Raw genomic sequence first — 12,669 nt, forward strand, 5'->3', positions numbered from 1 at the left:
TGCGATTTGCCCAACCCCACGCAATAGAGGAAAATGGCGTTTTCTTTATTGCGGAGAGGTTATGCAAGCTGAAATTCTACTGACGCTGAAACTCCAGCAGCGGCTGTTCGCCGATCCACGTCGTATCGCGCTACTTAAACAAATACAACATACCGGCTCAATTAGCCAGGGCGCAAAACTTGCGGGCATTAGCTACAAAAGTGCCTGGGACGCCATCAATGAGATGAATCAACTGAGCGATGAGACGTTAGTTGATAGAGCAACAGGCGGCAAAGGCGGCGGCGGCGCGGTTCTTACGCATTACGGTGAACGTCTGATTCAGCTTTATGAATTGCTCGCGCAAATCCAACAAAAAGCCTTCGATGTGCTGCGTGATGACGCGCTACCACTCGATAGTTTGCTCGCTGCAATTTCTCGTTTTTCTCTGCAAACCAGCGCTCGCAACCAGCTTTTTGGCACCGTTTTACGGCGTGATAGCGAACAAGTGCAGCAACACGTTGATATTTTATTGGCTGATGGCTCAACGCGTTTGCAGGCAGCCATTACGCGCCAGAGCGCAGAGCGCCTGGGTTTAAGCGAAGGCAAAGAAGTTCTGGTACTGATTAAAGCGCCGTGGGTGGAAATTACCACTGATGCCAAACGTGCCAGCGGTGCAGATAACCAGCTCCCCGGTATTATCAGCAATATTCAGCAAGGGGCTGAGCAAAGCGAAGTGCTGGTGCAATTGCCTGACGGGCAAACGCTGTGCGCCACCATGCCGAACACTGTAGTGGAAATCCAGAAACTGGTAGAAGGTGCTGAAGTCATAGCATTTTTTAATGCCGATCGCGTGATTATCGCCACTCTGTGCTAAAACCGCGCAGCGAATTGACAACACCGCAGGCAATCCGTAAATCTGGGCTTAATCACTGCAAAAAATGGGATGGTTTATGTCGACGTTGCAAATTTCGCAAGGAGTCTTTCACCTTAGCGACACCCGAACTCTTGCCCTCAATGATTTAGCCATTAACGCCGGTGAAAGCTGGGCGTTTGTGGGTGCCAACGGCAGCGGTAAATCAGCCCTTGCCCGGGCATTAGCCGGTTCACTCCCCCTGCAAAAGGGCGAGCGCCAGTGCACATTCACCCGGATTGCCCACCTTTCTTTTGAGCAACTGCAAAAGTTAGTCAGCGATGAATGGCAGCGCAATAACACCGATTTATTGAGTCCTGATGAAGACGATACCGGTCGCACCACGGCGGAAATTATTCAGGATGAAATCAAAGATGAAGCCCGCTGCCAAAAGTTAGCGGAGCTTTTCGGCATCACATTGTTATTAACTCGCCGTTTTAAATACCTTTCCACAGGTGAAACGCGCAAGGCACTGCTCTGCCAGGCGCTGATGCCGCAGCCTGATTTGCTTATTTTTGATGAGCCATTTGACGGGCTGGATGTGAAATCCCGCGAGCAACTCGCCGCATTATTAGGTGAGTTGAGTACGCAGGGCTACACCGTCGTATTAGTGCTTAACCGCTTTGATGAGATCCCTGATTTTATACAAAACGCTGGTGTGCTGGCAGATTGTGCGCTGATTGAAGTCGGTGAAAAACAAAAGCTACTGGAACAGGCGCTGATTGCACAACTGGCTCACAGCGAAAAACTGGCAGGCGTGGCGCTGCCGGAGGCTGACGATCCGAGTGCACGCTATACGTTGCCTGAAAACCAGCCACGTATTGTGCTGCGCGATGGTGTGGTGGAATACAATGACCGGCCTATCCTGCACAAACTTTCCTGGACGGTAAACCCTGGGGAACACTGGCAAATCGTCGGCCCGAACGGTGCAGGGAAATCGACGTTATTAAGTCTGGTCACGGGCGATCATCCCCAGGGATACAGCAACGATCTGACGCTGTTTGGTCGTCGTCGTGGCAGCGGCGAAACCATCTGGGATATCAAAAAGCATATTGGCTACGTCAGCAGTAATTTGCATCTGGATTACCGCGTCAGTACAACGGTGCGAAACGTGGTGCTTTCAGGCTATTTTGATTCGATTGGCATCTATCAGGCAGTTTCCGATCGCCAACAAAAACTTGCCCGTGAATGGCTGAACATGCTCGGCATGGACAACGCGATTGCAGATGCGCCCTTCCACAGTCTTTCATGGGGCCAACAGCGTCTTGCATTGATTGCGCGTGCACTGGTGAAACACCCAACACTGCTGATTCTCGATGAACCACTGCAAGGGCTTGATCCACTGAATCGTCAGCTGGTGCGCCGTTTCATTGATATCTTGATTGGCGAAGGAGAAACCCAGTTGCTGTTTGTTTCTCATCATGCGGAAGACGCACCGGAATGCATCAGCAGACGGTTAACGTTCGTGGCAGACGGCGACGCTTATCGTTACCAGTTTGAATATTTAGCTGCCGCGCGTTAAACACTTCATCGGTAGGGTGGATTTTATCCACCCTACTTTCAGACAACCCGCAACATCCCTACGACACCTATTTGTTTTATAATCACTTTTCTGGCTTTTGAGTGCGTCTGAAACATTAGTGTAAACGATTCCACTAATTTAGCCCGTGTCACACTTTTCGCATCTCTGTTATGCTATGTTTATTACATACCATACGCGCAATGGAGCGAAAAATGAGAGTGTTGGTAACAGGTGGTAGCGGTTACATTGGCAGTCACACTTGTGTGCAACTGCTGCAAAATGGCCACGATGTCGTCATTCTGGATAACCTCTGCAACAGTAAACGCAGCGTGCTGCCGGTGATTGAACGTCTTGGCGGGAAACACCCGCTGTTTATTGACGGCGATATTCGTGATGAAGCCTTACTGGCTGAAATTTTCCACGATCATCAAATTGATGCTGTTATCCATTTTGCCGGGCTTAAAGCCGTAGGCGAGTCGGTTAACAAGCCGCTGGAATATTACGACAACAACGTCACCGGTACTTTGCGCCTGATTTCTGCGATGCGTGCCGCCAACGTCACCAACTTCATCTTCAGCTCTTCCGCCACCGTTTATGGCGATCAGCCACAAATCCCTTACGTTGAAAGCTTCCCGACCGGTACGCCTGCAAGTCCATATGGTCGTAGCAAGCTGATGGTTGAACAGATTCTGGCTGATTTACAAAAAGCCCAGCCAAGCTGGAGCGTGGCTTTACTGCGTTACTTCAACCCGGTCGGCGCGCATCCGTCAGGAGATATGGGCGAAGATCCGCAAGGTATTCCAAACAACCTGATGCCGTATATCGCGCAGGTTGCCGTCGGGCGTCGCGATTCGCTGGCGGTGTTTGGTAATGATTACCCAACCGAAGATGGCACAGGTGTCCGCGACTATATTCATGTGATGGATTTAGCCGATGGCCACGTTGCTGCTATGCAAACGCTACAAGGCAAGCCTGGCGTGCATATCTATAACCTCGGTGCAGGCGTTGGTAGCAGCGTGCTGGATGTGATCAACGCTTTCAGTACCGCTTGCGGCAAGCCGGTGAATTATCACTTCGCCCCGCGCCGTGAAGGCGATCTCCCCGCTTATTGGGCAGATGCCACCAAAGCCGACCAAGAACTTAACTGGCGTGTCAGCCGGACTCTGCAAGAAATGGCAGATGATACCTGGCGCTGGCAATCTCGCCATCCTCAAGGTTATCCAGACTAAGGAAATGTGATGGAGCAGTTTAACCCGGTGGATCATCCACATCGTCGTTACAACCCATTGACCGGACAATGGATCCTGGTTTCCCCGCATCGGGCTAAACGCCCATGGCAAGGGGCGCAGGAAACACCGTCCCAAGAAACCTTACCGACGCACGATCCGGATTGTTTCTTGTGTCCTGGTAATACGCGCGTAACGGGCGATAAAAATCCGCAATATACCGGCACGTTTGTTTTTACTAACGACTTTGCCGCGCTGATGACAGACACCCCGGATGCACCTGAAAGCAGCGATCCTCTGTTACGTTGTGAAAGCGCACGCGGTACCAGCCGGGTTATCTGTTTTTCACCCGACCACAGTAAAACGCTGCCGCAGCTTTCTGTCGCCGCGTTGGAAGAAGTGGTGAAAACCTGGCAAGAACAGACTGCGGACTTAGGCCAAACCTACCCGTGGGTGCAGGTTTTTGAAAATAAAGGCGCGGCGATGGGTTGTTCCAACCCGCATCCGCACGGCCAGGTTTGGGCAAATAGTTTCCTGCCCAATGAAGTGGCGCGTGAAGATGTATTGCAGCGCGAATACTTTGCTGAAAATGGCTCGCCAATGCTGGTCGATTACGCACAGCGCGAGCTTAAAGATGGCAGCCGCACGGTTGTTGAAACCGAACACTGGATTGCGGTGGTGCCTTACTGGGCGGCCTGGCCGTTCGAAACGCTGCTGCTACCAAAAACGCATATCCTGCGCATCACCGATTTAACGGCAGAACAAAGCAGTGATTTAGCCGTCGCGCTGAAAAAGCTAACCAGCCGTTATGACAACCTGTTCCAGTGCTCATTCCCCTATTCTATGGGCTGGCACGGCGCACCGTTTAATGGTGAAGAAAACAGTCACTGGCAACTGCATGCCCACTTCTATCCGCCATTGCTGCGAAGTGCGACGGTGCGTAAATTTATGGTCGGCTATGAAATGCTGGCTGAAACTCAACGTGATTTAACCGCAGAGCAAGCCGCAGAACGCTTGCGTGCAGTGTCCGATATCCACTTTCGCCAATCCGGAGAATAAAAAATGAGTCTGAAAGATAATACCCAACACATATTTGCCGAGAAATTTGGCTATCCGGCGACCCACACCATTCAGGCTCCGGGGCGCGTAAACCTGATTGGCGAACATACCGATTACAACGACGGTTTCGTGCTGCCTTGCGCAATCGACTACCAGACAGTAATCAGCTGCGCGAAACGTGACGACCGCATGGTTCGTGTCATCGCTGCGGATTATGACAATCAAGTGGATGAATTTTCACTGGATAAACCCATTCTGAGCCACGATACACAGCAATGGTCTAACTACGTGCGCGGTGTCGTTAAGCATCTGCAAAAGCGTGACAAGAACTTTGGCGGCGCTGATTTAGTGATCAGCGGTAACGTACCCCAGGGCGCGGGTTTGAGTTCATCAGCCTCTCTGGAAGTGGCGGTCGGTACGGTGTTCCAGAAGCTTTATCATCTGTCCCTTGATGGTTCACAAATTGCGTTGAATGGCCAGGAAGCAGAGAACCAGTTCGTCGGCTGTAACTGTGGAATTATGGATCAGCTGATTTCAGCGTTAGGCAAGAAAGATCACGCATTACTGATCGACTGCCGCACGCTGGGCACCAAAGCTGTTTCGATGCCAAAAGGCGTGGCAGTTGTCATCATCAACAGTAATTTCAAACGCACGCTGGTCGGTAGCGAATACAACACCCGCCGCGAGCAATGCGAAACGGGCGCACGTTTCTTCAGCCAGAAGGCGCTGCGTGACGTGCAACTGTCCAAATTCAATGAAGTGGCTCATGAGCTTGACCCGGTTGTGGCTAAACGCGTGCGCCATGTCCTGACTGAAAACATCCGTACCGTTGAAGCCGCTGACGCGCTGGCAAAAGGTGACTTGCTGCGAATGGGTGTGCTGATGGCTGAATCTCACGTATCAATGCGCGACGATTTTGAAATCACCGTACCGCAAATCGATACGCTGGTTGAAATCGTGAAAGCGACTATCGGCGATAAAGGCGGTGTACGTATGACGGGTGGCGGCTTCGGCGGTTGCATCGTGGCGCTTATCCCGGAAGATTTGGTTCCAGCGGTTAAACAAGCGGTCGAAAAACAGTACGAAGCGAAAACCGGTATCAAAGAAACCTTCTACGTTTGCAAACCTTCGGAGGGCGCTGGCCAATGCTAAAAGAGACTCCACAGCTCGCACCAGACGGGCAACCTTTCCGCATCTCCACCCTGCGCAATAGCGCGGGGCTGATTGTCACCGTGATGGACTGGGGCGCAACTTTGCTGTCATGCCGCGTACCGATGAAAGATGGCAGCGTGCGTGAAACGCTGCTCGGCTGCGAAACGCCGGAAGATTATCTGAATCAGTCGGCTTATCTGGGCGCAACCGTAGGACGTTATGCCAACCGCATTGCTAACAGCCAGTTTGAGCGTGACGGTGTTACCGTAAACGTCACTGCGAATCAGGGCGCACACCAGTTGCATGGTGGCCCGGACGGGTTTGATACCCGCCGCTGGCGCATTGTGCGTCAGAACGAGCATGAAGTGCTATACACGCTTGATTCGCACGATGGCGACCAGGGCTTCCCAGGCGAGTTACGCGCTACGGCGCGTTATGCGTTAACCGAAGATAACTGCATTACTGTTGAGTTCCGTGCAAAAACCAGCAAGCCGTGCCCGGTGAATCTGACCAATCATGCGTATTTCAACCTTGATGGACAGCAGAATGATATTCGCCAGCATCGTCTGCAATTGTTGGCTGACAGCTATTTGCCCGTCGACAGCAGCGGTATTCCGCAAGCCGGGCTTAAAGATGTGGATGGCACCAGCTTTGATTTCCGCACACCAAAAACTATCGCTGATGATTTCTTGAGTGATGACGATCAGGTGCTGGTGAAAGGCTACGATCATGCTTTCTTACTACAGGCGCAAGGCGATGCCAGCCTGCCTGCAGCACACGTCTGGTCGAGCGACAATAAACTGCAAATGACGGTCTACACCACGGCACCAGCGCTGCAATTTTACAGTGGTAATTACCTTGATGGCACACCTGCACGGGAACAAGGTACTTACAGCGCATACCAGGGCCTGGCACTGGAAAGCGAGTTCCTGCCAGATAGCCCAAACCACCCTGAATGGCCGCAGCCCGATTGCTGGTTACAGCCCGATGATGAATATCTGAGCATTACGGAATACGAGTTCATTCCGCTTTAAGTTTTCCGCCCTCCTTCATGGAGGGTGTTTCTTCTTCAGATCGCTGGAATTCCCGCCATTTAGCGACAAAAATATAACAACCATTCACATCCACCTTACACTCCACACTCTTTTTCGCTATGTTAAACGTTTGGCATTGCCGCTGGCCCCTTTGCGGCAATATAATGATAATCGTTATCATTAATCGCAGGCTTATTAAGGAGTAAACTATGGCTGTTACTAAGCTGGTTCTGGTTCGTCACGGTGAAAGCCAGTGGAACAACGAAAACCGCTTCACTGGTTGGTATGACGTTGATCTGTCTGAGAAAGGTCAAACTGAAGCGAAAGCTGCAGGTAAACTGCTGAAAGACGAAGGCTACTCCTTCGACTTTGCTTACACTTCTGTGCTGAAACGTGCCATCCATACCCTATGGAACATTCTGGATGAACTGGATCAAGCCTGGCTGCCAGTTGAGAAGTCCTGGAAGCTGAACGAACGTCACTACGGTGCGTTGCAGGGTCTGAACAAAGCTGAAACCGCAGAGAAATATGGTGACGAGCAAGTTAAACAATGGCGTCGCGGTTTTGCTGTGACTCCACCAGAATTAACTCGCGATGATGAGCGTTTCCCAGGCCATGACCCGCGTTATGCAAGTCTGACCGACAAAGAACTGCCAACGACTGAAAGCCTGGCACTGACCATCGATCGTGTTATTCCTTACTGGAACGAAACCATTCTGCCACGCATGAAAAGCGGCGAGCGCGTCATTGTTGCCGCTCACGGTAACTCCCTGCGTGCACTGGTTAAATTCCTTGATAACCTGAGCGAAGAAGAAATTCTTGAGCTGAATATCCCAACTGGCGTGCCATTGGTATATGAGTTTGACGAGAACTTCAAACCTCTGAAACGCTACTATTTGGGTAATGCTGACGAAATCGCAGCAAAAGCCGCAGCGGTAGCAAATCAGGGTAAAGCGAAGTAATTCGCAACAGATGTGAAAAAGGCGCGGTGAAAACCACGCCTTTTTTTATACAACTGTGCTGCTAATTAACCGCGGCGGACTTTAACCGCATCAGCCAACTGACGCAGAACAGTTTCAGTATCTTCCCAGCCGATACACGCATCGGTAACGCTTTTGCCGTAAACCAGCGGTTCGCCACTCTCGAGGCTCTGATTGCCTTCTACCAGGTGACTTTCAATCATCACGCCGGTAACGGCTTTATCACCGCCTGAAATTTGCTGGCAAACATCGGCACAAACTTCAATCTGCTTCTTGAATTGCTTGCTGCTATTCGCATGGCTGAAATCGATCATCACCTGCGCTGGCAGACCTGCTTTTTGCAAGTCAGTCTTAACCTGAGCAACATGAGCAGCGCTGTAATTTGGCTCTTTACCGCCACGCAGAATGATATGGCAATCGCCATTCCCACTGGTGGTGACGATAGCTGAGTGACCCCATTTGGTCACAGACAGGAAGCTGTGAGGCGCGCCAGCCGCATTGATCGCATCAATGGCAACCTTCATGGTGCCGTCAGTACCATTTTTGAAACCCACCGGGCAAGAAAGGCCAGAGGCGAGTTCACGGTGAACCTGAGATTCTGTAGTACGTGCACCGATAGCACCCCAGCTCATCAAGTCCGCCAGGTACTGCGGGGTAATCATATCTAAAAACTCACCCGCAGCAGGCAGGCCAGAGTCGTTGATGTCTAACAACAGCTTACGAGCAATGCGCAGACCATCGTTGATTTTATAGCTGTTATCCATTTCTGGATCGTTGATCAAACCTTTCCAGCCAACCGTGGTGCGCGGTTTTTCGAAGTAAACGCGCATAACGATCTCTAACTGACCTTGCAGCTCTTCACGCAACTCAAGCAAGCGTGCGCCATATTCTTTCGCCGCTTTAACGTCGTGAATGGAGCAAGGGCCAATAACCACCAGCAGACGATCGTCATTTCCTTTCAGGATTTTATGAATCGCTTTGCGCGCGCCAGAAACTGTGGCGGCGGCTTTTTCTGTGGCAGGGAATTTTTCGAGCAGCGCTACTGGCGGTAACAGTTCGTTGATTTCTTTGATGCGTAAGTCGTCGTTCTGATAATTCATGATATGTCCGGGAATGGCCTTGAGATTTAGCTTAGTTGCAATCCCTTCAATCTATCGCTTCAAGCATGAAGTGTAAACGGACTTTTACACTTCAGGCGGAATATTCCTGGAAACGACCTAAAAAGCGTCAAAAAATGGTAAAACCCCGGTTTACCGCTACAATTTTTAATTGTTAACACTAAAAAGTAGTCCTTTAGCAAAATTGTATTCTGACGTGATGTTAATCGGTGACATATTTAGTCGATAAATGGCACAAGCACAGAATAAAGCAAGTGCACTGTTGGAAGAAGTTATCCAGCAATAACAACCAGAACAGGAGCATGATGATGAAAAAATTAACCGCACTTTTCCTGACAGCAACCCTTTCAGTCGCCAGTGGTCTGGCAATGGCCGCAGATACTAGCGGTGACAATAATGGCCAGGCAAACGCCGCTGCGTCAGCAGGCCAGGTCGCACCGGATGCGAATCAGAACCTTGCGCCTAAAGGCGTTGATAATAGCAATATCAATAATGGCGGCACGATGCTTCATCCAAATGGCTCAACCAGCAGTAGCGGTATGACCAGCGACGGGATGAGCAAAGATGAAATCCATAAAAATTCGATGTGTAAAGACGGTAAATGCCCGGATACCAACCAAAAGGTTGAAACCGGTAGCGGTGATGACGTGAACACGAAAGTGGACGGCACTTCACAGTAATTGAAACGCCGCTAAACAAGAGGGGAGCTAAGGCTCTCCTTTTTTATGAGTTTTATTCAATAAGTTAATCAGCGTTAGTGGTTATAATTAGCGCATCGTTGTTTTGCGAAAACAGAAGAAACCATGGCGCATACACATCAACATTCCTCCGGTGATACCAATTCCAGACGCCTGCTTTGGGCGTTTGCCATCACGGCCCTCTTTATGGTGGCAGAAGTCATTGGCGGGATTATTTCCGGGTCGCTTGCTTTGCTTGCCGACGCAGGCCACATGCTCACTGATGCCGCAGCATTGTTAGTCGCGTTGCTGGCTGTGCGGTTTGCCAGGCGTCCACCCAATGCCCGTCATACCTTCGGATGGTTAAGGCTGACCACGCTTGCTGCATTTGTGAATGCTATTGCTCTGGTGGTCATTACCGTATTGATTGTCTGGGAAGCGATAAGCCGTTTTTATCATCCGCAACCGATCGCAGGCTGGACAATGCTGATTATTGCGTTTGCAGGATTGCTGGCGAATTTGTTTTCTTTCTGGATTTTGCATCGCGGAAATGAAGAAAAGAATATTAACGTGCGCGCTGCGGCACTGCATGTTCTGGGGGATTTACTGGGTTCTGTAGGCGCGATTGCTGCGGCACTGATCATTCTGTGGACGGGATGGACGCCCATTGACCCGATCCTTTCTATTTTGGTTTCGTGCCTGGTGCTGCGCAGTGCGTGGAATTTACTTAAAGAGAGTGTCAACGAGCTGCTCGAAGGCGCACCTCACTCCATTGATATCACTGTTTTGAAGCGCAAATTAGCCAGAACAATCCCAGAAGTTCGTAATGTTCACCACGTACACATCTGGCTGGTTGGCGAAAAGCCATTAATGACAATGCATGTGCAAGTGGTACCACCACACGACCACGACGCCCTGTTAGAGCGCATCCATCATTTTCTAAAAGATGAGTATCGGATTGAACATGCGACGGTGCAGATGGAGTATCAACTTTGCCATGGGCAAGATTGTGATTTAAATGAGCATGGTCAGCACGACCATGCTCATCATCATCATTGATTAAGACAAGGCGCGTGAGCCACGTTCACGCGCACTTTTGATCCACATGCGGCTGCCATTGAGCGCGATAAACGTCAGAATCATATATTCGAGCGACATCGCATAGACGCCTTGCAGGGCGAAAATCACCACGCTAATCACGTTAATGATCACCCATAGCAGCCAGTTTTCGACGTACTTACGGGTCATCAGAATCATCGCCACAATCGACAATACCATCATGCAAGAGTCCCAGAACGGGAAGGCATCAGGCTGAAGCACAGGCATGGTCACATTCAGCCCCAGCCCCTGCATGACAGAAACCGCTATTCGGGTCAGGAATGCAAATACCGGATTGATAAACACGGTCATTAAACCAATCGCCCCAACGCACACCGCAATCCAGGCGAGGGCTTTGGGCAAAGGTAACCAGCGAATCTGGAGAGCGGCCTGATTATCGTTTGTCTGCCGTGACCATGCATACCAACCATAAATATTGGCCGCAAAGAAGAACAGCTGAAGCAACAGGCTCGCATAAAGTTGAATCTGAAAGAAAATAACCGCAAAGAGCGTGACGTTAATTAAGCCGAATGCGTAATTGCTGATCTTTTCAAGGCTCGCCAACCAGATGCACAGTAAGCCCGCCAAGGTTCCAATAGCTTCTATCCATGATAAATCATACCCACCAGCGCCGATGGGGATGTGAACCAAAATGTTCTGCGTGCTAAAAAAATCCATATTCGCTCCTGAGCATAAGATCCTTATGCGTTGCCTTTAATATTCCGTCGTAATTCAGCGGCAAAAGCTAACATTCGATTTAAAGGCACCAGAGCGCCCTCACGGAGTGCAGCGTCGACATGAATCTCATGCGCCGCTCCGCCCTGCTCCAATCCCTCAGCGATAGCTTTAAGGCCGTTCATCGCCATCCAGGGGCAATGAGCACAGGTACGACACGTTGCCCCTTCACCTGCTGTCGGTGCTTCGAACAACTCTTTATCCGGGCATGCCTGCTGCATTTTGTAAAAAATCCCGCGGTCGGTCGCCACGATCAGTTTCTTGTGGGGCAACGTTTTTGCCGCAGCAATAAGCTGACTGGTTGAGCCTACTGCATCGGCCAAATCAACGATGGCCTGTGGCGATTCCGGGTGAACTAATACCGCAGCATCCGGATAAAGCGCTTTCATGCGCGTTAATGCCTGAGTTTTGAACTCGTCATGGACGATACATGCACCCTGCCAGCACAGCACATCAGCGCCGGTTTGCTTTTGTACATAATTCCCGAGATGACGATCCGGCGCCCAGATGATTTTCTCGCCCAGACTATCGAGATGTTCAATCAATTCAACGGCGATACTGGATGTCACAACCCAATCCGCACGGGCTTTAACCGCAGCGGAAGTATTAGCATAGACCACCACGGTGCGATCGGGATGCTTATCGCAAAAGGCGTTAAACTCCTCGATTGGGCAGCCGAGATCCAGAGAACATTCTGCATTAAGCGTAGGCATCAGAACGGTTTTTTCCGGACTCAGGATTTTCGACGTTTCACCCATAAAGCGTACGCCTGCCACCAGGAGCGTAGTGGCTGGATGATTTGCCCCAAAACGTGCCATCTCGAGAGAATCAGAGATACAGCCACCAGTCTCCTCCGCCAGAGCCTGAATTTCGGGGTCGGTGTAGTAGTGAGCCACCATGACAGCATTCCGCTCTTTCAGCAGACGCTTGATTTTCTCGCGGTAAAATTGCTTTTCGTCCGCGCTCAAAGGCTGTGGCTTAGGTGGGAAAGGATAAATCGCTGCTTCTGGATCGAACATTACGCTCATAGTGCTTTCTCGTTTGACTGACTTAACCAAATTAGCACTTTTCTGATGATGACCGACCAGAAATGGCTAAGGTTGTTTTGTATGCTAAACAAGATAGCGAATTATGACGGGATTGTCGTGGGGAATTTAATTTCAACCAGGAATTGCAGAT

12 protein-coding genes are annotated in these 12,669 nt (G+C 50.4%); 9 read left to right on the forward strand and 3 right to left on the reverse strand.

Going from position 1 to position 12,669, the window contains the following annotated elements; genetic code table 11:
- Nucleotides 1–61: 61 nt before the first annotated feature.
- The 7 genes from modE to gpmA all read left to right on the forward strand — a co-directional run bounded on the left by modE (nucleotide 62) and on the right by gpmA (nucleotide 7,844).
- Nucleotides 62–853 (forward strand): molybdenum-dependent transcriptional regulator, encoded by a 792-nt coding sequence (gene modE, locus GBAG_RS13795; RefSeq protein WP_034497085.1) that lies wholly within the window; start codon nucleotides 62–64, stop codon nucleotides 851–853.
- 76 nt (nucleotides 854–929) lie between these two features.
- A complete protein-coding gene (gene modF, locus GBAG_RS13800) occupies nucleotides 930–2,411 on the forward strand; it encodes a molybdate ABC transporter ATP-binding protein ModF (protein ID WP_034497088.1) in 1,482 nt (493 codons plus the stop codon).
- A 212-nt stretch (nucleotides 2,412–2,623) separates the two neighbouring features.
- The gene (galE, locus tag GBAG_RS13805; protein ID WP_034497090.1) at nucleotides 2,624–3,640 is read left to right on the forward strand and encodes a UDP-glucose 4-epimerase GalE; all 1,017 of its coding nucleotides are present in this window, start codon (nucleotides 2,624–2,626) and stop codon (nucleotides 3,638–3,640) included.
- Nucleotides 3,641–3,649: 9 nt separating this feature from the next.
- The gene (gene galT / locus GBAG_RS13810) at nucleotides 3,650–4,696 is read left to right on the forward strand and encodes a galactose-1-phosphate uridylyltransferase (RefSeq protein ID WP_034497092.1); all 1,047 of its coding nucleotides are present in this window, start codon (nucleotides 3,650–3,652) and stop codon (nucleotides 4,694–4,696) included.
- Nucleotides 4,697–4,699: 3 nt separating this feature from the next.
- Nucleotides 4,700–5,848, forward strand: a complete 1,149-nt coding sequence (gene galK / locus GBAG_RS13815) for a galactokinase (RefSeq protein WP_034497094.1) — start codon at nucleotides 4,700–4,702, stop codon at nucleotides 5,846–5,848.
- The gene (galM, locus tag GBAG_RS13820; RefSeq protein WP_034497096.1) at nucleotides 5,842–6,882 is read left to right on the forward strand and encodes a galactose-1-epimerase; all 1,041 of its coding nucleotides are present in this window, start codon (nucleotides 5,842–5,844) and stop codon (nucleotides 6,880–6,882) included. Before galK ends, galM begins: the two co-directional genes overlap by 7 nt.
- A 209-nt stretch (nucleotides 6,883–7,091) precedes the next feature.
- Nucleotides 7,092–7,844 carry a 2,3-diphosphoglycerate-dependent phosphoglycerate mutase gene (gene gpmA, locus GBAG_RS13830; protein WP_034497101.1) on the forward strand — a complete coding sequence of 251 codons (753 nt, stop codon included), beginning with the start codon at nucleotides 7,092–7,094 and terminating at the stop codon, nucleotides 7,842–7,844.
- A 65-nt stretch (nucleotides 7,845–7,909) separates the two neighbouring features.
- Here gpmA and aroG read toward each other — a convergent pair whose 3' ends face one another.
- The gene (aroG, locus tag GBAG_RS13835) at nucleotides 7,910–8,962 is read right to left on the reverse strand and encodes a 3-deoxy-7-phosphoheptulonate synthase AroG (RefSeq protein WP_034497102.1); all 1,053 of its coding nucleotides are present in this window, start codon (nucleotides 8,960–8,962) and stop codon (nucleotides 7,910–7,912) included.
- Nucleotides 8,963–9,282: 320 nt separating this feature from the next.
- Between aroG and GBAG_RS13840 the strand changes: the two genes are divergently transcribed.
- Both GBAG_RS13840 and zitB read left to right on the forward strand, forming a co-directional pair.
- A complete protein-coding gene (locus tag GBAG_RS13840; RefSeq protein ID WP_034497105.1) occupies nucleotides 9,283–9,660 on the forward strand; it encodes a YbgS-like family protein in 378 nt (125 codons plus the stop codon).
- Between the two features lie 123 nt (nucleotides 9,661–9,783).
- The gene (zitB, locus tag GBAG_RS13845; RefSeq protein WP_034497106.1) at nucleotides 9,784–10,716 is read left to right on the forward strand and encodes a CDF family zinc transporter ZitB; all 933 of its coding nucleotides are present in this window, start codon (nucleotides 9,784–9,786) and stop codon (nucleotides 10,714–10,716) included.
- Here zitB and pnuC read toward each other — a convergent pair whose 3' ends face one another.
- Together pnuC and nadA are read right to left on the reverse strand one after the other, a co-directional pair.
- The gene (pnuC, locus tag GBAG_RS13850) at nucleotides 10,717–11,433 is read right to left on the reverse strand and encodes a nicotinamide riboside transporter PnuC (protein ID WP_034497109.1); all 717 of its coding nucleotides are present in this window, start codon (nucleotides 11,431–11,433) and stop codon (nucleotides 10,717–10,719) included. It lies immediately after the preceding gene.
- Between the two features lie 23 nt (nucleotides 11,434–11,456).
- Entirely contained in the window at nucleotides 11,457–12,518 is a 1,062-nt protein-coding gene (nadA, locus tag GBAG_RS13855) for a quinolinate synthase NadA (protein ID WP_034497112.1), read from the reverse strand.
- Nucleotides 12,519–12,669: the final 151 nt, after the last annotated feature.

It is taken from the genome of Buttiauxella agrestis ATCC 33320 (assembly GCF_000735355.1).
Lineage (GTDB): Bacteria > Pseudomonadota > Gammaproteobacteria > Enterobacterales > Enterobacteriaceae > Buttiauxella > Buttiauxella agrestis.